Source organism: Anaerohalosphaeraceae bacterium, from assembly GCA_035378985.1.
Lineage (GTDB): Bacteria > Planctomycetota > Phycisphaerae > Sedimentisphaerales > Anaerohalosphaeraceae > JAHDQI01.
In genome coordinates this window covers 228,585-248,923 of the sequence record DAOSUR010000002.1, presented here as the reverse complement: position 1 = coordinate 248,923, position 20,339 = coordinate 228,585, and the positions used below count along the sequence as shown (strand labels likewise).

The window sequence follows — 20,339 nt, the reverse complement described above, 5'->3', positions numbered from 1 at the left end:
GCATCTCAAATAGAGGTTCGTCTGCTTCAAAATCCGCCGGATTGTTTCGACACCGAGTCCTGGGAAGAACCTTATTCCAGTTTCCTCAGACTCAGACCGTATTTGCTGAGTTTCTCCTTGACCTCGTTGAGACTGGTCATTCCGAAGTTTTTGCAGCCGAGCAATTCGGCCTCGGTTTTTCCAATCAGGTCCAGCAGAGTTTTTACACCCAGCCGGGTCATCGCACGCCGGGCACGAACCGATAATTCGAGTTCATCGACCGACTTGGACAGGATTTCCGGACTGGCTCCCGGCACCACAGGCGGTTCAACCGCTCCGGCCGGTTTTTCTTCGAGCGCCATTCCCAGGCGTAGCCCCTTCGACTCCAAAATCCGCTTGATTTCCATCAGGGACGTTTCGCCGAAGTTCTTATAAGAAAGCAGGTCTGCTTCGGTAGTCCGAAGCAAATCCCCGAGCGTTTCAATATTCATTTTTTTCAGGCAGTTCCGGCTCCGTACAGACAGTTCAAAATCAGAAATCGGAATCTCCAGGATTTTATTCTGACGATCTTTCCGTTTTTCCCGCTCTTCATCATAAACCATTACTTTGGAACTGGCGATATCTTTCTGAAACAGAAGGGCCTTGGGATGATTCGGATGTGACCGAAGCACGGCCTCCACGCACTGCAGGGCCTGGTCATACCGCCCTGCATCTTCATAAAGCACAGCCAGATTCAGCAGAGCATTCACATGGGTCGGCTGCTGAGCAATCAGCTCCTGATAAAGACGAATAGCTGTTTCCTCATCGCCCCGAAGGTCGCAGGCATAGGCCAGCGCAAAGCGTGCCTCTCCATGTGCCGGGTCCAGTTCGAGAGCGGTTTGATAATGCTGCATCGCTTTCTCGTAATCTCCCTGAGCATCCATCAGCTTGCCCATCTGGAAGTGGTACTTGGCGCTGATGTTTTCCATCTGACTAAAGGCGGAGAGAGTTTGGGCTGCTTTTTCCAGTTCCCCGGCCATTCGGTAGGTGGCTGCCTTTTCCATCGCCGCCGTCATAGCATCCGTCTGATACCCGGCCGCCTTATCAAAAGCCGCTGCGGCCTTTTCATATTCGTGCAGCTGACGATAAGCGTACCCCAATCCCATATATTTTTGAACACTATCCGCCGCCTTCTCCAGGACACTGACGGCTTGGCTGCTCTGGCCGCAGAACAAATAAGCCAGTCCGCAGGCCAGCGTATTCTTAGAATTGCGGGCCTTTTCGAGCAAAGCCGTTCGCGCCCGCTCACTCGAATTTGCAGAAAGCCACATTTGCTTCATCGCCTCGATTGAGGGCGCATCTTTTTCAAACAATTCCGCATCTGCCTGAATAAGGGATACCATAAAAAACGCTCCTAATCCGTTGTCCTTTTGGGGCCTCCTGTCCGGGAAGCCGTCCCTGATTTTCCATTCTTCAAGACAAAAACGCTCTTTCTCAGAAATCAATTAAATCGCTCATTATATAAGTTCATTTCAGAAAAGCAATACGATTTTTCAGGACTATATGGATAGAATAATGCTGAATGTTAGACCTGTATTTTCCCTTGAAAGCGGGTTGAAAAACGACATAATAAACCCGCAATTCCAATCGAAAAATATGGAGTAGGAAAATGCGTCATTTTTGGCTGCTCACCTCTGTTATTCTTCTCGGCTTGTGGGCCATACTCTGTATTTATGGTTCATTCCTCGGCAGTCAATCTGCTGTCTTTTTTTTTCAGTCCCTCCCCTTGTTCTTTTTCTGGGTGATATTTGACCTTTTTTTGCTTTTTTCTTTGATGAACACACATTTCCGGACACATCCATTCCTTTTTATGCTCCATTCAGGAGTATTGATGGTCATTTCGGGTGGGTTATGGGGGTCTCCGAAAGCCCAGGATTGGAGAAATCGTTTTGGGAGAACTTCGGAAATTGTAAAAGGGTATCTGATTCTTTCGGAACAGGAAGAAACCAACAAGGTGTATGACGCCTCCGGCCGCCAAATCGGCTCTCTTCCTTTTGACCTCTATTTAGAGCAATTCACTATAACGTATTATGACAATCCCGCTCTTTCCATACTCGACAAAAACACCCGGCAAAATCTTTGCACCCTTCAGCAGATTCCGGAAGGGCCTGTCGAGCTGGAAGGGGGGCTTCGCCTCGAAGTGCTCGGCCGATATAAGAATCTTCAGCTGCGCCGTCAGCAGGGCCTCGCTGTTCCCGAGGAAGGACCGGCTCAGATTCGAAATCCCGGCTTTGAACTCAAACTTCTCTGGCCGGATGGAACCGAGGAATATTATTATGTATGGGAACGAAATGGTTTCTGGATGCCGTCTTCAAACCGCTGCATCGTTTCTTACTCAGCCCCGCAAATGCCCAGACAGTATGAAAGCCGCATCGTCCTCCGACAGAACGGAAAACCGACGGTTCATTCCATCCGGGTAAATCATCCCCTTTTTTACGGCGGATACACTTTTTTTCAGCAATCCTGGAGAGAAAACGAGAAAGGATGCTATACCATACTCGGTGTTGTGAGCAATCGCGGGGTTCCGGCTGTATTGACAGGTTATTGTCTCGTAATGCTCGGTGCAGCAGGACATTTTTGGCTGGTTCCCCTTGTCAAGACAATTCGAAAGGAGCATCGCCATTCAGATTAAAACGTCGCCCATTGGTTTGCTGATTTATCTGGGAATGGTTTTTTATGCCCTTTCGGCGGCAGGGGTTTTTCTGCCGGCCTTGCGAATGCGCCGATTGTTCTGGAAGGCCGGCTGCATTGCTTCGGCCGCGGCCTGGCTGTTTCATTGGTTCAGGGCCTTCGGCTTTCCCCTGCAGACTATGTTTGAAATCTTCCTGACCCTCGGAATGCTTCTGGGCCCGTTATCCTGGTTTTGCCGACGATGGCTGGGTATGACAGACCCGCTTTCCGAATTGGCCGAAGGTCTGCTCGGTTTCTGCATCCTGTTTCCCGCCGGATTCGTTTTTCCGGAATACCCTCGCCCGTTGCCGCCGGCCCTGCAAAGCCCTTTTTTTATCCCGCATGTGGGAACATATATGTTTGCCTACATCCTTCTGGCCCATGCAGCCGTCCAGGCAGCAGGGGGGCTCTTTGCCGCTCCTGTCCAGCGGGAATACCGGGCCTTCCGGTTGGTGCGTTTGGCCTTTCCATTTTTAACAATGGGCCTGATTCTCGGCAGCATCTGGGCCAAAATTGCCTGGGGAGACTGGTGGAGCTGGGATCCCAAAGAACTCTGGTCTTTGGCTTGCTGGCTGATTTATCTGGCTTACTTTCACTGGCGGGCTGATTTCGGAGTTCGTTATGTAAATGCCAATTTATGGATGCTTCTTGTCGGCTTTCTGGCGGTTCTTTGCACACTTCTTTTGGTCAACCTCTCTACTTTTTTCAAAGGACTTCACAATTATGCAGGATGAAGAGATTTTCCGACATTTAAAGGTTTCTTCTTTACATTTCTTTTTACAGAAACTATAAAGAATGTATGCCAAACAGAATAAAACAAGCGGAAAAATCGGGGGTGGAGGGACTTGTAGAGACCTTATGCCGAATCCGCACTCCTGAGGAGATGAAGAAGTTTCTGACTGAAATCCTTACCCCGGCGGAACTTCATGACTTGTCTTTGCGATGGGAACTGATGCGTATGCTCTCAGAAGGGATTCCACAAAGACAGATTGCCGCAATCTTAAAAATCAGTTTGTGCAAGATTACCCGCGGTTCAAAAATTCTTAAAAATCCCGATTCTGTAACCAATCGATACTTGAAGTAAGAGGAGCAGCCAATGACTCGAAAGATTTTGCTTCAGGAAAAAGACATTCCTCGAAAGTGGTACAACATTGCGGCTGATTTGCCGACTCCGCCGCTGCCGCCCTTGACTCCGGACGGCAAACCCGTTACTCCGGAGATGCTGGCTCCGGTTTTCCCAATGAATCTCATCGAACAGGAGGTCAGCACCCAGCGATGGATTGATATTCCGGAGGAGATTCTGGATATTCTCTATCAATGGCGGCCGACTCCGCTTCGGCGGGCGGAACGTCTCGAGCGGTATCTGGGCACCCCGGCCAAAATTTATTATAAAGATGAAAGCGTCAGTCCGCCCGGCAGCCACAAACCCAACACAGCCGTTCCGCAGGCCTGGTATAATAAACAGTTCGGCATCAAGCGTCTGACAACGGAAACCGGGGCTGGACAATGGGGCTCGGCCCTCGCCTTTGCCTGCAAATTGGTCGGTCTCGAGTGCAAAGTCTTTATGGTTCGCATCAGTTTCGACCAAAAACCCTTCCGAAAATTGATGATGCAGGTCTGGGGGGCCAACTGCGTTGCCAGCCCCAGCACGGAGACAAAGGCCGGACGCGATATTTTGGCAAAAACCCCTGATACGCCGGGCAGTCTGGGAATCGCCATCTCTGAAGCTATCGAACAGGCCGTTACGGACCCGACCGGAAAGACGAGATACTCCCTGGGCAGTGTCCTCAACCACGTGATGCTCCATCAGACCATCATTGGGCTGGAAGCCAAGGCCCAGCTGAAAAGCATAGGCGAAAGACTGCCGGATGTCGTGATCGGCTGTGCGGGCGGCGGAAGCAATTTTGCCGGGCTGGCCTTTCCATTTACACTCGAAAAGATCCACGGAGCCGAAATGGAGATTATCCCCGTCGAGCCGACCGCCTGTCCGACTATGACCCGCGGACCGTTTGCCTATGACTTTGGGGATACCGCCGGCACGACCCCGCTGCTGGCCATGTTTACATTAGGGCATGCTTTCGTACCGCCTCCCATCCACGCCGGCGGACTCCGCTATCATGGGATGGCCCCGCTGGTCTGCCAGTGCATCGTTGAAGGGCTTCACAAACCCCGGGCCATCGACCAGGTCGAATGCTACGAAGCGGCAATGACCTGGGCCAGAACCGAAGGCTTTATCTGTGCCCCGGAGACCTCGCACGCTGTTGCATGTGCCATCCAGGAGGCCAAAAAGGCCAAAGAAGAGGGCAAAGAAAAAGTCATCCTCTTCAACTACAGTGGGCACGGCTTGATGGACTTGACCGGATACGATGCTTTTATGTCCGGAAAACTCAAACCGTATGCACTGCCCGATGAAGAACTCGCCAAGACGGAGGCGTGCCTGAAGGATTATCCGAAAGCCGAGATGCGGAAATCCGGCAAGTGGTAAAAACTGATAACAGGACAAAGAAAGCCCGGTTCGCCGCCGGGCTTTTTTATTAGAAGATCTGACCGAAGTTTTCCAGAAAGTTTAAAAAAATTCCTGTTGAAAAAAGGGAAAAAATCCTTAAACTGATAGGACCGAATGGGTCGGTGCCCGAGCGGCTAAAGGGGATGGACTGTAAATCCATTGGCTAGCGCCTACGGTGGTTCGAATCCACCCCGGCCCATTTCAAATCTGTCCCGCGTCTGATAATCCGCTGATTTTCCGGTTGAAACCTTTGCTTTTTTCAGGGATATTGAAAGGGTTCTGACAAAACCGCCGGCAGGCGGAAGTCCGGACTTTCGGATTCCTGTTGTTGGGTGCGGTCAAGCCTTCACAGTCAGCTCTCCGGCCCCTTGGAGCGCTGTCATTCCCGCCAAAGCGGGAATCCGGGCATCCAATAGGCATCCGGGAAAAATTTAAAAAGAAACATTTTTTATGCGAGTGTCAGCGAATGGGATTATACGATCGAGAATATGTGCGGGATTCGTGGGGTGAAGGGGGAACCCTCCGTTTGGGGGAGGCCTTTCGTGGATGGAGTGTCGTCAAATGGCTGCTGGTGCTGAATTTTGTTGTGTTTGTCCTCTGTATTTCGCCGACGCTGGGAGACTTCTTTTTTACCTGGGGAGCCGTTTGGCCTGAAACGCTTCTGCGTTCCCTGCAGGTCTGGCGGCTGATTACCTACCAGTTCCTCCACTGGGATACTATGCATTTTCTTTTCAATATGATTGTGCTGTATTTCTTTGGACCGATTCTGGAACACCAGTGGGGCAGCCGCACCTTTCTGCGGTTCTATCTTGTCAGCGGGGCCGCCGGCGGACTGGTCTATATCCTGCTGGTTCTTCTTGATCTTCTGCCGGCCGGACCGATGGCAGGGGCCTCCGGGGCCCTGAACGCCGTTCTGATGGCTGTGGCGATTCTTTATCCGAATATGCTCGTCTTTATTTATGGTCTAATTCCCGTCCGCATTGTGTTTCTTGTGGGAATTATGATTATTTTGAGTCTGCTTCGATTTGCCACAGGTCAAAATGCCGGCGGAGAAGCTGCCCATTTGACAGGATTGGCTGCCGGTGCTTTGTATGTCATTTACAAACCATGGTTTACAAAGTTTCGCCTGTCTCGAAAAAAGCAAAAATGGCAGCGCCGGCTCGAGGAAGAACGGCAGTTTGAAGCCGAAGTGGACCGTATTCTTGAGAAAGTCAATCGCGAAGGAATACATTCCCTGACAGCTAAAGAAAAACGAACTCTTCAGGAAGCCACTCGACGGGAGCAATCAGCCCGTCGTTTTTAGAGTCTGCCTCTTAGTCCCACTGAATCTTTTCCGCCTGGGCTGTCAATTCTTTCAGATGTTCTTCAACGGCCTGTTCTTTGCTGTCTTTGAGTTTGTTAATTTCCGAGCGGCGTTTTTCAATCTCCTCCCGAAGACGTTTGAGCCGCTCTTCGAGTTCCTGATATTGAAGAGTTTTCTTGCGAATAATCAGGTCAAACCGCTGAGAAACAAGCGATTTGAGCTCTTGAAGCAATTTTTGCCGTTCTGCTCCTTCGGTTCCCCGCAGTTTCTTAAGCAGCTCATCCCGCTGTTTCTGCATCGCCAGGTCTTCCAAGAGGACTTTCGCCAGTTCCGGATTTCTTTTTTCCGTATCAATAATCGGGTCATACCGCCGGCGGGCATCCATTACACGGGTGAAATAGAGACCCGGGTCTTTTTCCCGAATCTGCTCCAGTTCAGCCGCCAATTCAGGATTATTCTTTTGGAGCCACTGGATAAATTCTTCGTGCCGCCGCTGAAGATGTTCCAGCCATCGGGAGCCGGGACCGCCTCCCGGGCCGCCGGGGCCTGCGCCTTCAGGACCTCGCCCAGGCCCCATCGGCCCCTGCGGTCCTCCGGCAGGTTCCTGGGGACGAGGACGCTCTCCGGGACGGAAGAGGCGTTCCATTTCCGCCCGCACGGCTTCCTGAAACTTTTCAGGATCCTTCTGGCGAAGCGAGCGGAGTTCCGCTGCACGATTTGGATCCTGCTGCTCCAAACGAGCCAGGAACCCTTCCAAACGCCGCCCGGACCAGGGATCCTCTGCCGGAGGCGGGGTATCTTCAGTCCATATATCTGAGCCGGTCTCCTGGCCGCCAAAAACCGGCAAACCGCTCATCAAAAGCCATATCGTCAAGGCGACAATCCATACCCGATTGAACTTCCAGGACAGAGCCATCATTCAAACTATCCTTTCCAGAAATCTGCTTGGGCTATCAGCACCATTTCTTCAATTTCATTTCCCACCTCATTTGCCCATGAATCCTCTTTTTCTGCAGAGGAGCCGGTATAAATCTGTTCGGAAATATCATCCAGTGATGAGGAGATTGCCTGGACGGCATCATCCGCAAAAAAATCCTGAACTATTTTATTCTGCAGAACAACAGGGCTTTCAGGCCGCAGAGGAATATTCCAAAGGCCTATTGCCGCTGCAAGGCAGGCGGCTGCCGCTGTCAGAATGTGCCGATAAAGCTGTCTCTTTCTGGACAGAGCAATTGCTCGCTGCCGAAGCGACTGCTTAATATGGACCAATACTTCAGGCCGAGGCAGGGGGGAATCGGCAGCCAAAAGCGATTCTGCCGCCTCCATGTCCGAGGCCGCCTGTACCGCCTGGTCTTCGTCATAAAAACAGCGAAGAAGGTTTTCAAGTTGTTCTCTGCTTTCTTTCATCAGGTTGTTCCATCCATTCTTTCAATTTTTTCAGCCCTCTGTGGACCTTCGAAAGGGTTGTGCCGATGGGCTCCGAACGCATTTCAGACAGTTCCTTAAAACTGAAATCGCCGTAAAACCGCAACACGATCAATTCGGCCGTCTCCGCATCCAACCGGGTCAATCCCTGCTGCAGGCGGTCCGATAAAGTACTGTCAATCTCCCGCTCCGGCTCCGATTCTATTTCGGCAATTCGAGTCTTTTCCTCAAGAAGGCGCTTCTGGCGATATTGTTTTCTCAAACGGTCGCGAAATAAATTCGAAGCGATGGTAAAGAGCCACTTTTCAAAAGAACCGCCTTCAAAAGAGCGGATTTTTTCGAGCAGCCGCATATACAACTCGCTCAAAAGTTCTTCGCTGACTTCTCGGTTTCCGGTCAACCGGTAAAAATAGCCATAACAACGCGCTGCGTACAACTCGACCAATCGGCCTAATGCGTCCGGATTTCCGCGTTTGCATTCATCGAGAAGTTCTACAATTTCCGGCTGCTCACTCATTTCTAAGGCATCTTTTTCTTTAAGGTTAGACGTCTGAACTTGCCGTTCTATTGCTTTGTTTACAAGAAGTTCTTTTTATGGAGGATGTATTATATCTTGTATATCTATATTATTCGAATTCAAAGAGATTAAAAAAGAGGTTCATCCGTATCTTCATCTTCTTCGGGGTCAATCTTCCAATTCTCTGATTCATCCAATTCTTCAATCTCCCGTTTAAAATACCGAATCAATTTGTCCTGTAGAGGCCCCATCTTTTCCTGCCAGGCCGACATCCCCCGATACATTGATATCAAAATATCCAGTCAGAGGATTTGCATTTTCTGGAGACATTCCGGCTCCTTTATGTTTAAAAAAGGGTCGCAATGGAATATTCGCCTCCCAGACGGGTCCATTTCGAACAATTCACAATCTTTACATTGAATCATTTTTGAAACCTCCAAAAAAAGAACATCCTCTTGATTTTTTCATCATATCACCTTACTATACCCCCGACAAGCAAACGATTTTTTTGCAGGAGAACCGAATGGGAAAACCGAGACGAAGACGCAAGATTGGCAGCAAAAAACGGCATATGCGTTGGAAAATCCGGCACAAAATCAGCTGAGCCGGCAGATTGGAGACCGCCTGCGCATTCGCAAGGGCGGAAAGATGCGGAATAGAATCGAATCGAACGATTCATTTCGCTTTCTTTTTTTAAAAAGGGGAACAACGGGTGAAATCCTGTACGATTACATTTCTGCCTGACAGAGAAACCATCAGGGTTCATCAGGGTATCACCCTTTTAGAGGCCGCAGCTCAGGCTGGGCTTTCCATTTATTCGCCGTGTCAGGGCACCGGTGTTTGTCGAAAATGTCGGGTGGTCCTGGAGCCGTATGAAAAAGAGGTATTGGCGTGTCAGTACTATGTTTACGAAGACTTGACGGTTCGTATTCCGACGGAAAACAGGGGGGGGGTAAGCCAGATTCTTGAGCGGGGTATTCAGGGCGAAAAGACCGCAGACCCGCGTTTTCAAAAACTTTTTTTCCCGTCGTCTCCCGCCTCCACCGCACAACTCCTCGAACAACTTTCTTCTTTTCTCGATTTGCCTGTGTGCGTACACCCGGACGCCTGTCTTCCGGAAAGCCGGAACGGTTTTGAAAATGGAACAACCGCCGTTCTGACGGTTGAAGAAGAGACCTGTCTTCTTCTCTGTCTGGAGCCGGGCGACACGACAGGATGTCTTTATGGAGCAGCGGCTGATATTGGCACAACGACAGTCGTTTTGTACTTAATCGACCTGAAAAACGGACAAATCTGTCAAACCGTTTCCGCCGCCAATCCCCAGATTCAATACGGCGATAATGTCATCAGCCGTATCGTTCACGCCCAAGCCCCCGAAGGTCTCCGGCAGCTTCAGCAGAGTTTGATTGTCAAACTCAATGAAATGCTCGTCACTTTGTGCCGAAAGCAGCAGATTTCGCCCGAGAATCTTTACGAAATCACCGCAGTCGGCAACACGACAATGAACCACCTGCTTTTGGGATACCCTGTCCAATCACTCGGGCAGGCACCCTACAAGGCCTACTCTTTGACCGCCTGCGACGCACCGGCCTCCAAAATCGGGCTGCAAATCCATCCGGCCGGGCGACTCTACACGGTAGAAAACATCGCCGGATTTGTCGGCTCGGATACGGTTGCCGCTGTCCTGGCGGCCGGGATGGATACACTCGAATCGATTTCCCTGCTTGTGGACATCGGCACAAACGGCGAAATTGTCCTCGGAAATAAAAATCGGCTTCTGGCGGCCAGTTGTGCCGCAGGACCGGCCCTTGAAGGAGCACGCATCATGTACGGAAGCCGTGCTGAAAACGGAGCCATTCAGCGTGTTCTTCTTGCCGAGGGAGATATCGTTCTGGATACAATCGGCACAGGGTCTCCCCGAAGCATCTGCGGCAGTGGACTGATTGATGCCGCGGCTGTAATGCTTCAAACGGGTATCCTTGATCCCTCCGGAGCGTTTGCTCCTTTCCAAAATCTTCGAGAAAAACTGTCGTCAGCTCTTTTTGAGCGGCTCATCCGTTTTGAAAACCAGCCGGCTTTCGTGCTGGCCTGGAAAAACGGAACCCGCCAACCGGCTGTGCTGCTGACGCAGAAAGATATTCGAGAAGTTCAGCTGGCCAAAGCCGCTACTTCCGCAGGAATCGCCATTCTGCTCCGTAAAATGGGCGTCAAATTAGAAGAGATAGAGACTCTTTTTTTGGCGGGTGCTTTTGGGAATTACATTCAAAAGACCAGCGCCATACGAATCGGGCTCTTGCCCTCTATTTCGCTCGACAAAATACGGTTTATCGGAAATGCGGCGGGCGCAGGGGCTCAGATGATTTTGCTGAATCGCGAATGCAGGCGGACTGCTTCCCGATTGGCCCAGAAGATAGAGTATATCGAGCTGGCCCGACAGCCCGATTTTCAAGATATTTACAGCGACTCGATGCGGTTTGAAGAAAGAAGGTAAATCAGATAGGCCGCGTAAACAGCCAGCAGAAGAAGCCCGGCAGAACGGCTGATTTTGTCCCGGGCAAAGGCAAAGCAGGCGAACAAAATACTTACGACAACCATAATCCAGTAGTCTATCCCCAGAAGCTGTTGGCTGACGGAAAAGGGCCGAGCCAATCCTGCCGAACCGATTACGAACAGGGTGTTGAAAATGTTGGAACCGACCAGATTGCCGATTGACAGGTCATCCTGTTTCTTGAAGGAGGCCACCAGCGACGTAATCATTTCCGGCAGGGAGGTGCCTACCGCCACAATTGTCAGACCGATGACCGCTTCAGACAACCCGATTTGCCGTCCCAGCGAAGAAGCTCCCCAGATTGTCAGTTTGGCCCCGAAAGCCAAGGCAGGCAGTCCCAGAAGGATAAACAGAATGCTTATGCCCAGCTGTTTTGGGATTTTCTGAAGGAAGAGTTTCTCTTCCAAAGAAAATTCCTGCACAGTCGAAAACCGTTTCTTTTCGCTGGAAATCATAAAAGCCATCAAAACGATAAAAAACACAATCAGCAAAAGGGCGGCCGGACGGCCTATTCCGCCATTTACAAAAAAGGGCCACAGCAGCAGAGCTGTGCCGATCATAAAAGGCATATCACGGCGAAGAGAAATCCTCTGAACCTGAATGGGGCGGATTACCGCACAAAGCCCCCCAATCAAAGCAAGATTGGCAATATTCGAGCCGTAAACATTCCCGACGGCAATGTCTCCGGAACCAACAAGAGCAGCGGCAATACTGGCGGCTGTTTCCGGAGCGGATGTACCCATAGCCACAATTGTAAGACCAATAATCAGTGGACTTAAGCTAAGACGGCGTGCCAGAGAAACAGAACCCTCTACCAGCCAATCCGCTCCTTTCAAGAGCAGGCCGATTCCAAAACAAAGACCTATCAAGTCGAAAAGAATCTTCATCTCTAATGGAATTCTGTCAAACAGATTCTGTTGCCCGAATTTTTCAAAAAACAACCCCGGGTGGAATGCCCGGGGCTTCGGATATCTATGGCTTGTATCAGAAAAACTATACTTTCCCGATAATCAAACTGCAGTTATGGCCTCCGAACCCCAGTGAATTGCTCAGAGCATAGCGAACCTTCTTTTCTTTGGCCTTCTTTGGGACGAAATCCATTTTCGGGTCGCATTCCGGAGCCACGGTTTCCAGATTAATCGTCGGATGGATTATCCCTTTTTCGATTGTTTTGGCGCAAACCAGCAGTTCAATTGCGCCGCTGGCCCCCAGCGAATGTCCCAGACAGCTTTTGGTCGAATTGACCGACAGTTTATATGCATGTTCCCCAAAGACCGTCCTGATGGCCAGTGATTCGGCGGCATCATTCAGCTCGGTACTGGTTCCGTGCGCGTTAATATAGTCAATCTGGTCCGGATTCAGCTGGGCCTGCTCAAGAGCCAATCGCATCGCTTTTGCCGCTCCGGAACCATCTTCCAGCGGTGCGGTGATGTGATAGCCGTCCCCCGTAGCCCCATAGCCGAGCATTTCCGCATAAATCTTTGCCCCTCGTTTTCGGGCATGCTCGTATTCTTCCAGAATCAGAACTGCGGCACCTTCAGCCAGAACAAAGCCGTTCCGGTCCACATCGAAGGGACGGGAGGCGTGTTGAGGGTCATCATTTCGAGTGCTCAGCGACTTTAATGCGCAAAAGGAAGCCAACCCAACGGGAGTCAAAGCCGCTTCCGAACCGCCGGTGATAACAACCTCGCTTCGGCCGCACAGGATATTGTAAAAAGCTTCTCCAATCGCATGGGCCGCAGAAGCACACGCTGTAACGACGCACATATTCGGGCCTTTGAGCCCATATTGGATCGAAACACATCCGCTGGCGGCATTGCCCATCAGCTTGGGCACACAGAAGGGGGATACTTTTCGAGGGCCTTTTTGAAGAAGACGAAGATACTGTTCTTCAATCTCCTTAATCCCGCCGATACCGGTGCCAATGATAACCCCTACTCGATCCTTATCTTCTTTTTCAAAGTCAAGACCGCTGTCATTGACTGCCTGAATAGCTGACGCAAGGGCCATTTGGGTGAAACGGTCCATTCGTCGGCCTTCCCGAGATGGGACATAGTTGTCGATGTCAAACTTCTTGATTTCACCGCCAAAATGAACGGGAAAATCCGACGTATCAAATGACTCAATGGTGGAAATCCCGTTTTCACCCCGACAGAGGGCTTCGTAAAGCCCGTCCGCCGACTCTGACAACGCCGTTACACACCCAAGTCCTGTTATAACAACACGTCGCTGAAACTTCATGGGTGTGCCGCTTACTCCTCTTCCTTCTTCGTGGCGCCCTCGCTGCCTTTTTTCTTCATGATATCGACAATGTAATCGATTGCTGCCCCGACCGTCTGAATCTTTTCGGCTTCCTCATCGGGGATGCTCATGTCGAACTCATCCTCAAACTCCATCACCAGCTCAACGGTATCCAGCGAATCTGCGTTCAAATCATTAATAAAAGAGGTTTCGCGGGTAATTTCGGACTTGTCCACACCCATTTGTTCGCTGACGATTTCAATGACCTTTGCTTCAATTGCCTGAACATCAATATCCGCACCCACTGGTTTAACTCCTTACCTAAGTTAAATGATATCCTTTCTGTGTTTTTCCAATCCGTTTATACTCGATTTCCGGGATTTCGGCGGTAATATAACCAGACCAAAATCCCTTTTCAATCCTTTTTTGGGCAATTTTCTTACATGGCCATTCCGCCGTCCACACAGAGGACCTGACCGGTAATATAGCCGGCTTCGTCTGAGGCCAAAAAGGCCACGGCACGAGCCACATCCTCCGGTGTTCCAAAGCGTTTGAGCGGAATAACCGCCATCGCTCCTTCCTTGACGGCATCCGGCAGCCCTTGGGTCATATCGGTCATAATAAAGCCCGGAGCAATACAGTTGGCTGTTATATTTTTCTTTCCCAGCTCACGAGCAACCGACTTGGTCATCCCGATAAGGCCTGCCTTGCTGGCGGCGTAGTTGGCTGAACCGGCCTGTCCCATTACACCGGCGACGGAGCTGATGCTGATAATCCGGCCGAATTTGTTTCGAACCATTGAACGGGCCGCAACACGTGTGGCGGTAAAAGCGGCACGAAGATTTACCGACATAACCCGGTCAAAATCTTCGTCATCCATCTGAATCATCAGTTTGTCCCGGGTAATACCGGCATTGTTCACAAGGATGCCTATGCCGCCATGTTCTTCCGCCAGTTCTTCGAGAATCTGGGTCAACAAATCTGTCTTGGTAATATCCACAACCTTGGTAATGACGGAAAACCCATTCTCGGATACAACCTTTTTGAGTTCCTCTAATTGCTGGGCATTCAAGTCCAGCCCGGCAACCTTGCGGCCCTGACGAAGCAGCTCCAGTACAATGGCTCTTCCGATTCCCCTCGCGGCTCCCGTAACAACTGCTAATCTCTGCTCTGCCATTCTCAATCTCCTGATATCGTTACTCACCCGGCAGGGCGGCAAACGCCTCTGCCGAATTGACGGTAATAACCTTGGCTTTTCGGTCTATTCGCTTCATTAAACCAGTCAGAACACGTCCCGGACCGATTTCATAGAACTCTTCCACCTGCTCCCGAAGAAGCCGTTCCATACAGGTTTGCCACAAAATCGGGGCAATGAGCTGTTTGACCAGTCCATCCCGAACGGACTGCGGCGTGGAATAATAAGAAGCATCAATGTTAGCTATTACCTTCACCTTATCGGACGTCCGGATCTCAGTTTGTTCGAGGGCCTCTGAGAGCTGTCGGGCGGCCGGTTCCATCAAAACCGTATGGAAGGCACCAGCCACAGCCAGCGGAACGGCTTTGACGGCTCCGAACTTTTCTGCAAGGTCCGCAGCCCGCTGACAGGCCTCTTTGTGTCCGCTGACAACAATCTGCCCCGGACAGTTGAAGTTGACCGGCTCCAGAACCTGTCCCTGAGCGGCCTGCGTGCACAATTGACGCACCTTCTCCTCGTCCAGTCCGAGAATGCTGACCATGGAACCGCACGAAGCATCCGCCGCGGCCTGCATGGCCTGACCGCGTTTCTGAACCAGCCGCAGAGCATCTTCGAATTCAATCCAGCCGGCCGCATACAAAGCCGTGTATTCTCCCATACTCAACCCGGCGGTCACATCCGGGCTCAAAGAAGGCCGTTCCTGCCGCAAAATCTCCAGAAGGGCGGCGGAAACAACAAAAATTGCCGGCTGGGAATACACCGTTGAATTCAGTCTTTCTTCCGGGCCTTCGGCACACAGCTGCTGAATATCATACCCCAGAATCTCCGAAGCTCTTTGAAAAAGGCGTGCAGCGGAAGGCCATCGAGCCGGAAGGTCCATCCCCATTCCGATTGCCTGAGCCCCCTGACCGGGGAACAGAAATGCGATTTTCTTGTTCATCTTCATCCCTGAAAGCGAAGGGTTACATCTGGATAACGTTGGCGCCCCAGGTCAGGCCGCCTCCAAAGGCCACCAGCAGGACAATATCCCCGCTTTTCACCTTTCCGGTTCTGCAGCATTCATCCAGAGCAATTGGAATGGAGGCCGCCGACGTGTTTCCGTACTTATCAATATTAATGAAGATTTTCTCGTCTGCAAAACGAAGACGCTTACCGACTGATTCAATAATCCTCGCATTCATCTGATGCGGGATAAACATTGCAATGTCTTCGACCTGCAGATCGCACTTTTCGAGGCATTCGTTAACCAGTTCGACAATCCGCCGGACCGCGGTATGATAAACCTCCCGCCCATTAATATCCATATAAACCATATCCGGATTTTCCAGCGGGATGCTGACGGGATGACGCGAACCATAGGCCTGGCATTTAAGGGCTTCCCAGCTGCTTCCATCCGAAAAGGAAGTACTGTACATAATTCCCTCCGGCCCGCTGGAAACAGCTTTCAAAACCACGGCTCCGGCGCCGTCTCCAAAGAGAATGCAGCTGCTGCGGTCTTTGTAATTGGTAATCCGGCTGAGGGTTTCCGCCCCGATGATCAATGCCGTTCGATACCGACCTGAACTGAGGAACTGCTGGGCAATCGAGAGAGAATACACAAAACCGCTGCAGGCAGCGTTCAGGTCAAAGGCCCACGCATTGGAAGCCCCGAGCATGGCCTGGACAAAACAGGCCGTCGAGGGAAAAACCATCTCCGGGGTAACCGTGGCCACAATAATCAGCTCAATTTCCTCCGGTTTCATTCCCGCCCGCTCAAGAGCATTTCGAGCGGCCTGCGCCGCCAGAGTTGCTGTTGTATCTTGAGGGCCGGCGATGTGGCGCTCCCGGATGCCGGTTCGGGTGACAATCCATTCATCCGACGTGTCAACTATCTTCATAAAGTCTTCATTGGTCATCACTTTGGCGGGAACACTCGAACCCGTGCCGGCCACGACAGCCCGAAGACGCAGGGAAGATTGAATGGTTGGATTATTGACCATTAGACATAACCGTCGATTGAGACAGGCGTTGAACAATCTTTTCGTTAATTCGCTGGGTAGAAAACTTCCGGCTGGCCAAAATTGCATTTTTAATCGTTCGGGCCTTGCTGGAACCGTGGCAGATTACCGCCGTTCCATTCACCCCCAGCAGCAGGGCCCCCCCATATTCATTATAATCATACTTTTTGTAAATGTTGGTCATCACTTTCTTGAACTGAAGAGCCAGCCACCAGTGACTTTTCAATTCGTCCTTGATGGCCCGAAAAATCATGTTGACCAGGCCTTCGGCGGTTTTCAGAACCACATTGCCGACAAACCCTTCGCAAATCACCACATTGAAATGACCGTCAAAAATGTCTCTGCCTTCCAGATTGCCCGCAAAATTAATGGAGGGGTCGGCCTTCAGCAAAGCCCGGGTTTTTTTGACCAAATCATTGCCCTTGGCCTCTTCCTCGCCGATATTCATAATTCCCACTCGCGGGTTCGTAATGCCGAGCATTTCCTCCGCATAGACACAGGACATTACGGCGTATTGATACAGATGAATGGGTTTACAAACGATATTAGCTCCGACGTCGCAGACAATTACCGGCCCGCCTAAAGTCGGAAAAACAGTCGCTATCCCAGGGCGGATTACGTTTTCCAGATTCCGCATTCGCAGCTGGCAGGCCGCCACGCAAGCCCCGGTATTGCCCGCCGAAAGAACCGCATCAACCTGTCGGTGAGAAGCAGCCCTGGCCATTACGGCAATCGAACTCTTTTTTTTCCGACGCAGGGCTTCAACGGGCGGCTCATCCATTCCGATGACTTCCGGGGCATGAAAAATACGAAATGTGTCCGGATCGGCGTTCAATCGAACCAGATGTTCCCGAATAACGGGCTCATCCCCGATCAGCACGATTTCATGTTCCTTTCCGAGGACCTCCTTGGCCTCTAATGCTCCGGCGATGATTTCAGCCGGTGCATAATCGCCTCCCATCGCGTCTATGGCTATCCGCATGGTGTTACTCTTCCGACTCCTGACCCATCTTTAAAGTGATTTTAGGATTGACATATCCGCATTTTCCGCACGCCGCATGAGGCAATTTGGCTTGCCCGCAGTGGGGACAATAGGAATAGTTTGTCGGCTTTAAGGCGTGGTGACTCCGACGAGTACGGGTTCACGTTTTGCTGGTTTTTTTTGCCGGAAGCATAATTCGCTTTCTCCAAAATTGGACACAAATAACAAATAGTATACAAAAAATATCCCCTTTAACCGCAATCTCTATTCTGCGGTTTACAGGAAAACAATCTAAATCTGCACAAAAGAACCCTCTTAACTACCAAAACAACTGAGGTTCGTAAAGAAAATTTTTGAAAAGGATGGATTTGTATAGCCCTCCTGCGGCATTTTGTCAAGCACGAAAACGCTGTTTCCTGACAAAAAAAAGTCCGGATTTTTCTTTTTCAAATTGCATTTTTCAGGTAAACTCAATATTTTCTGATGGACAGAAAGGGGAAAAAGGTCTGTTCATAAAAACAATTAGGAATAAAGAAATGGCGGCTAAACAATATGACCATAAGGCACTCAGCGAGGCCATCCGTCAGGGCCAGGCCCGAATGAAACGGATGATGCAGAACCAACGTGCCGAAACAGAGATTCCGGAGCCGCAGATTCTAAAACCGGACAGGAGCCCGGTGACGGTTACAATTCGTCCGCCGCATGCAGAACGAGAAAAGCCGTTCCGTTTAAATCAGGGTACGTTTATCATAGCTGCGGTGTTTATCTTGGTGATTGCCTTCCTTTTTTGGGTGAATCGAAGCAAAGAGAGGCTGGAGCCAACCCCCTCATCGACTCCCAAAATTATTTCGACCGTTCCGGCGGAACCGTCCGCCCCCAAAGAGGCCGCACCACCCCCTGTCGCACCGGTTGCTCCGAAAGTGACACAACCGCCGATCTCTGCTTCTCAGCCTCCCCAGGCGGCAAAACCGGCGGCAGCCCCAAGCCCTGCTCCTACGCCGGCACCGAAGCCGACTCAAACGGCACCGGAACCTCCCAAACCGACAGGGCCGGAGAAGGACCATATTATTGTCATTGCTACCTATGCAAATCGGGAACATCTTGTACCGGTTCAGACCTATTTTGAAGCCAACGGGATTCAAACAGAGATTATGCGTCGCGGCAGCTACTACTTGCTGGTTACAAAGGACCGTTTTGAGTCCCCTTTAAAGTCGGGAACAGACGGACAGCAAATGCTGAACAAAATTAAATCTATCGGGGCACAATACAAAGCCCCGGACGGCTTTGAAAGTTTTGGACGCACTCCTTTTCAGGATGCGTATGGGATGAAAGTAAAAGTGAATTAGTACTTGAGTCATTCGAGGAGTCAGAGAAATGTCGATTGATCGTTCTTTAAAACTGAAAGATGCCCTCAGGAGACACCGCAATGTCCTCTCGAGAGGGGAAAGAATTGAAATCCTTAAAAAGGAAGAACGCTGGGAAGAAGGCAAAGTGATGGGACTGCCGAAGGTGGCTCATCGGAAAAGCAGCACTGGAAAGAAAGCGGCTGCCAAGAAAGAAGCTGTCGAAGGCGGTCAGGAAGGCGCAGCAGCTCCTGCGGCTGCTCCGTCGGCTGCGACAGGTGCTGCGGGCAAAAAATAAAAAGCGTTCACTTATTTGCCGTTCCCGCTTATATTTTCGGAACGGCTTTTTTTATGCGCTGACAGGAGTTGAACCATGGCAGATTATTTGGCACAGCGAACCCGAAAAATCGACGCAAGCGGAATCCGCAAGGTTTTTGCACTGGCAGACAAGCTTCAAAACCCTGTGAATTTCTCTATCGGGCAGCCGGATTTCGATGTCCCGGACCCCATTAAGCAGGCCGCCGTCAAAGCCATTCTGGATGGACTAAATCGATATTCTCCGACGAGCGGCGATGCACGACTCCTGGAGAAAGTTCGCAGCAAAGTCCGTCAGGAGACCGGCTGGGAGGAACCGCTGTGTATGATCACCAGCGGCGTAAGCGGGGGACTGCTCCTGGCCTTTATGGCTCTGGTAGACCCGGGCGACGAAGTGATTTTGATTGATCCATATTTTGTGATTTACAAACACGTAGTGAATCTCCTCGGCGGAAAATGTGTTTTCGTAGACAGTTATCCCGATTTCAGACTGCCGGTTAAAAAAATTGCTCAGGCCGTCACGGCCAGGACCAAAATGATTATCTTAAACTCTCCGGCCAATCCAACCGGTACGGTCTATACGGAAGACGAAGTCCGTGCCGTGACGGAGATTGCCCGCAAACACGACCTTATCATTCTCAGTGATGAGATTTACGATGTCTTCAGCTATGACCACTCCAATCCTTGTGTAGGGCGGTTTTATGAAAAAACCCTGCTTCTGAAAGGATTCAGCAAAAGTGCCGCGATGACCGGCTGGAGGATGGGCTATGCCGCCTGCACAAAAGCACTGGCTCCTTTGATGGAAGCAATGAATATGATTCAGCAGTACACCTTTGTCTGTGCACCGACACCGTTTCAAATCGCCTCTATCGCCGCTCTCGAATTTGACATTCGCCCCTACGTTGAACAATACAGGCAGAAACGCGACCGTCTGGTCGAGGGCCTGAAAGGATATTATCACCTCGAAAAGCCCGGCGGGGCCTTTTATCTGTTTGTTCAAAAGCCGGATTGGGCAGCCAGCGCAACCGAATTTGTAAAAACTGCCATCGAAAACAACGTCCTGATCATTCCGGGTAATGTCTTCAGCGAAAAAGATACCCATTTTCGCATCAGTTATGCCGCAACGGAACAGACCATTGACCGCGGGATTGAAATCTTAAGACAGCTGGCCAAACGCTGACCGCAAAAACGGCGACTTCTTTCAATAGAGAACTTTTCGTCCTTGACAGAGGGCAAAAGGGCGGATATATCCATACCAAAACCGGCTGAAAATTGTCCG

21 protein-coding genes and 1 tRNA gene are annotated in these 20,339 nt (G+C 50.7%); 10 read left to right on the top strand and 12 right to left on the bottom strand.

The window, feature by feature from the left end; all coding sequences use genetic code 11:
• Positions 1 to 71: 71 nt before the first annotated feature.
• The gene (locus tag PKY88_03340) at positions 72 to 1,361 is read right to left on the bottom strand and encodes a DNA-directed RNA polymerase subunit alpha C-terminal domain-containing protein (protein ID HOQ04234.1); all 1,290 of its coding nucleotides are present in this window, start codon (positions 1,359 to 1,361) and stop codon (positions 72 to 74) included.
• A 488-nt stretch (positions 1,362 to 1,849) separates the two neighbouring features.
• Here PKY88_03340 and PKY88_03335 point away from each other — a divergent pair, with 488 nt between their 5' ends.
• From PKY88_03335 to PKY88_03310, 6 genes are all read left to right on the top strand, one after another.
• Positions 1,850 to 2,650 carry a cytochrome c biogenesis protein ResB gene (locus tag PKY88_03335; protein ID HOQ04233.1) on the top strand — a complete coding sequence of 267 codons (801 nt, stop codon included), beginning with the start codon at positions 1,850 to 1,852 and terminating at the stop codon, positions 2,648 to 2,650.
• Positions 2,610 to 3,422 carry a cytochrome c biogenesis protein CcsA gene (gene ccsA / locus PKY88_03330; GenBank protein ID HOQ04232.1) on the top strand — a complete coding sequence of 271 codons (813 nt, stop codon included), beginning with the start codon at positions 2,610 to 2,612 and terminating at the stop codon, positions 3,420 to 3,422. The genes PKY88_03335 and ccsA overlap by 41 nt, the downstream gene beginning before the upstream one ends.
• 65 nt (positions 3,423 to 3,487) lie before the next feature.
• Positions 3,488 to 3,772, top strand: coding sequence for a Trp family transcriptional regulator (locus tag PKY88_03325; GenBank protein ID HOQ04231.1), 285 nt, complete (start codon positions 3,488 to 3,490; stop codon positions 3,770 to 3,772).
• A 12-nt stretch (positions 3,773 to 3,784) separates the two neighbouring features.
• Complete coding sequence (locus PKY88_03320; GenBank protein HOQ04230.1) at positions 3,785 to 5,173, top strand: TrpB-like pyridoxal phosphate-dependent enzyme; 1,389 nt, start codon at positions 3,785 to 3,787, stop codon at positions 5,171 to 5,173.
• Between the two features lie 137 nt (positions 5,174 to 5,310).
• Positions 5,311 to 5,393, top strand: a tRNA-Tyr gene (locus PKY88_03315).
• A 267-nt stretch (positions 5,394 to 5,660) separates the two neighbouring features.
• Entirely contained in the window at positions 5,661 to 6,497 is an 837-nt protein-coding gene (locus PKY88_03310) for a rhomboid family intramembrane serine protease (protein HOQ04229.1), read from the top strand.
• Between the two features lie 10 nt (positions 6,498 to 6,507).
• On the opposite strand, the gene PKY88_03305 is transcribed toward PKY88_03310, so the two are convergent.
• From PKY88_03305 to PKY88_03290, 4 genes are all read right to left on the bottom strand, one after another.
• Complete coding sequence (locus PKY88_03305; protein ID HOQ04228.1) at positions 6,508 to 7,416, bottom strand: hypothetical protein; 909 nt, start codon at positions 7,414 to 7,416, stop codon at positions 6,508 to 6,510.
• Between the two features lie 5 nt (positions 7,417 to 7,421).
• Positions 7,422 to 7,904, bottom strand: coding sequence for a hypothetical protein (locus PKY88_03300; protein HOQ04227.1), 483 nt, complete (start codon positions 7,902 to 7,904; stop codon positions 7,422 to 7,424).
• On the bottom strand, positions 7,879 to 8,439 hold the full coding sequence (locus PKY88_03295; protein ID HOQ04226.1) for an RNA polymerase sigma factor: 561 nt from the start codon (positions 8,437 to 8,439) through the stop codon (positions 7,879 to 7,881). Before PKY88_03295 ends, PKY88_03300 begins: the two co-directional genes overlap by 26 nt.
• A 128-nt stretch (positions 8,440 to 8,567) precedes the next feature.
• Positions 8,568 to 8,690, bottom strand: coding sequence for a hypothetical protein (locus PKY88_03290; GenBank protein HOQ04225.1), 123 nt, complete (start codon positions 8,688 to 8,690; stop codon positions 8,568 to 8,570).
• A gap of 461 nt (positions 8,691 to 9,151) precedes the next feature.
• Between PKY88_03290 and PKY88_03285 the strand changes: the two genes are divergently transcribed.
• The gene (locus PKY88_03285; protein HOQ04224.1) at positions 9,152 to 10,930 is read left to right on the top strand and encodes an ASKHA domain-containing protein; all 1,779 of its coding nucleotides are present in this window, start codon (positions 9,152 to 9,154) and stop codon (positions 10,928 to 10,930) included.
• Here PKY88_03285 and PKY88_03280 read toward each other — a convergent pair.
• From PKY88_03280 to plsX, 7 genes are all read right to left on the bottom strand, one after another.
• The gene (locus tag PKY88_03280) at positions 10,894 to 11,874 is read right to left on the bottom strand and encodes a calcium/sodium antiporter (GenBank protein ID HOQ04223.1); all 981 of its coding nucleotides are present in this window, start codon (positions 11,872 to 11,874) and stop codon (positions 10,894 to 10,896) included. The genes PKY88_03285 and PKY88_03280 overlap by 37 nt on opposite strands.
• Positions 11,875 to 11,980: 106 nt before the next feature.
• Positions 11,981 to 13,228 carry a beta-ketoacyl-ACP synthase II gene (gene fabF / locus PKY88_03275; protein HOQ04222.1) on the bottom strand — a complete coding sequence of 416 codons (1,248 nt, stop codon included), beginning with the start codon at positions 13,226 to 13,228 and terminating at the stop codon, positions 11,981 to 11,983.
• Between the two features lie 11 nt (positions 13,229 to 13,239).
• Entirely contained in the window at positions 13,240 to 13,521 is a 282-nt protein-coding gene (acpP, locus tag PKY88_03270) for an acyl carrier protein (GenBank protein ID HOQ04221.1), read from the bottom strand.
• 146 nt (positions 13,522 to 13,667) lie between these two features.
• Entirely contained in the window at positions 13,668 to 14,405 is a 738-nt protein-coding gene (fabG, locus tag PKY88_03265; protein ID HOQ04220.1) for a 3-oxoacyl-[acyl-carrier-protein] reductase, read from the bottom strand.
• Positions 14,406 to 14,424: 19 nt separating this feature from the next.
• Positions 14,425 to 15,363: an ACP S-malonyltransferase gene (gene fabD, locus PKY88_03260; GenBank protein ID HOQ04219.1), complete on the bottom strand. Its 939-nt coding sequence runs from the start codon at positions 15,361 to 15,363 to the stop codon at positions 14,425 to 14,427.
• A 22-nt stretch (positions 15,364 to 15,385) separates the two neighbouring features.
• Complete coding sequence (locus PKY88_03255) at positions 15,386 to 16,402, bottom strand: beta-ketoacyl-ACP synthase III (GenBank protein ID HOQ04218.1); 1,017 nt, start codon at positions 16,400 to 16,402, stop codon at positions 15,386 to 15,388.
• On the bottom strand, positions 16,392 to 17,402 hold the full coding sequence (gene plsX / locus PKY88_03250) for a phosphate acyltransferase PlsX (protein ID HOQ04217.1): 1,011 nt from the start codon (positions 17,400 to 17,402) through the stop codon (positions 16,392 to 16,394). Before plsX ends, PKY88_03255 begins: the two co-directional genes overlap by 11 nt.
• 536 nt (positions 17,403 to 17,938) lie before the next feature.
• On the opposite strand from plsX, the gene PKY88_03245 reads away from it, so the two are divergent.
• From PKY88_03245 to PKY88_03235, 3 genes are all read left to right on the top strand, one after another.
• Complete coding sequence (locus PKY88_03245; protein HOQ04216.1) at positions 17,939 to 18,748, top strand: hypothetical protein; 810 nt, start codon at positions 17,939 to 17,941, stop codon at positions 18,746 to 18,748.
• A 28-nt stretch (positions 18,749 to 18,776) separates the two neighbouring features.
• Positions 18,777 to 19,043: a small basic protein gene (locus tag PKY88_03240; protein HOQ04215.1), complete on the top strand. Its 267-nt coding sequence runs from the start codon at positions 18,777 to 18,779 to the stop codon at positions 19,041 to 19,043.
• A 75-nt stretch (positions 19,044 to 19,118) separates the two neighbouring features.
• Positions 19,119 to 20,240 carry an aminotransferase class I/II-fold pyridoxal phosphate-dependent enzyme gene (locus tag PKY88_03235; protein ID HOQ04214.1) on the top strand — a complete coding sequence of 374 codons (1,122 nt, stop codon included), beginning with the start codon at positions 19,119 to 19,121 and terminating at the stop codon, positions 20,238 to 20,240.
• The last annotated feature ends 99 nt before the right edge of the window (positions 20,241 to 20,339 follow it).

Excerpts from the sequence above, each read along its gene's own strand:
- PKY88_03340 (HOQ04234.1), bottom strand. The coding sequence starts at position 1,361 with ATGGTATCCCTTATTCAGGCAGATGCGGAATTGTTTGAAAAAGATGCG.
- PKY88_03335 (HOQ04233.1), top strand. The coding sequence starts at position 1,850 with ATGGTCATTTCGGGTGGGTTATGGGGGTCTCCGAAAGCCCAGGATTGG.
- PKY88_03325 (HOQ04231.1), top strand. The coding sequence starts at position 3,488 with ATGCCAAACAGAATAAAACAAGCGGAAAAATCGGGGGTGGAGGGACTT.
- PKY88_03320 (HOQ04230.1), top strand. The coding sequence starts at position 3,785 with ATGACTCGAAAGATTTTGCTTCAGGAAAAAGACATTCCTCGAAAGTGG.
- PKY88_03310 (HOQ04229.1), top strand. The coding sequence starts at position 5,661 with ATGGGATTATACGATCGAGAATATGTGCGGGATTCGTGGGGTGAAGGG.
- PKY88_03305 (HOQ04228.1), bottom strand. The coding sequence starts at position 7,416 with ATGATGGCTCTGTCCTGGAAGTTCAATCGGGTATGGATTGTCGCCTTG.
- PKY88_03300 (HOQ04227.1), bottom strand. The coding sequence starts at position 7,904 with ATGAAAGAAAGCAGAGAACAACTTGAAAACCTTCTTCGCTGTTTTTAT.
- PKY88_03295 (HOQ04226.1), bottom strand. The coding sequence starts at position 8,439 with ATGAGTGAGCAGCCGGAAATTGTAGAACTTCTCGATGAATGCAAACGC.
- PKY88_03290 (HOQ04225.1), bottom strand. The coding sequence starts at position 8,690 with ATGGGGCCTCTACAGGACAAATTGATTCGGTATTTTAAACGGGAGATT.
- PKY88_03280 (HOQ04223.1), bottom strand. The coding sequence starts at position 11,874 with ATGAAGATTCTTTTCGACTTGATAGGTCTTTGTTTTGGAATCGGCCTG.
- fabF (HOQ04222.1), bottom strand. The coding sequence starts at position 13,228 with ATGAAGTTTCAGCGACGTGTTGTTATAACAGGACTTGGGTGTGTAACG.
- fabG (HOQ04220.1), bottom strand. The coding sequence starts at position 14,405 with ATGGCAGAGCAGAGATTAGCAGTTGTTACGGGAGCCGCGAGGGGAATC.
- fabD (HOQ04219.1), bottom strand. The coding sequence starts at position 15,363 with ATGAACAAGAAAATCGCATTTCTGTTCCCCGGTCAGGGGGCTCAGGCA.
- PKY88_03255 (HOQ04218.1), bottom strand. The coding sequence starts at position 16,402 with ATGGTCAATAATCCAACCATTCAATCTTCCCTGCGTCTTCGGGCTGTC.
- plsX (HOQ04217.1), bottom strand. The coding sequence starts at position 17,402 with ATGCGGATAGCCATAGACGCGATGGGAGGCGATTATGCACCGGCTGAA.
- PKY88_03245 (HOQ04216.1), top strand. The coding sequence starts at position 17,939 with ATGGCGGCTAAACAATATGACCATAAGGCACTCAGCGAGGCCATCCGT.
- PKY88_03240 (HOQ04215.1), top strand. The coding sequence starts at position 18,777 with ATGTCGATTGATCGTTCTTTAAAACTGAAAGATGCCCTCAGGAGACAC.
- PKY88_03235 (HOQ04214.1), top strand. The coding sequence starts at position 19,119 with ATGGCAGATTATTTGGCACAGCGAACCCGAAAAATCGACGCAAGCGGA.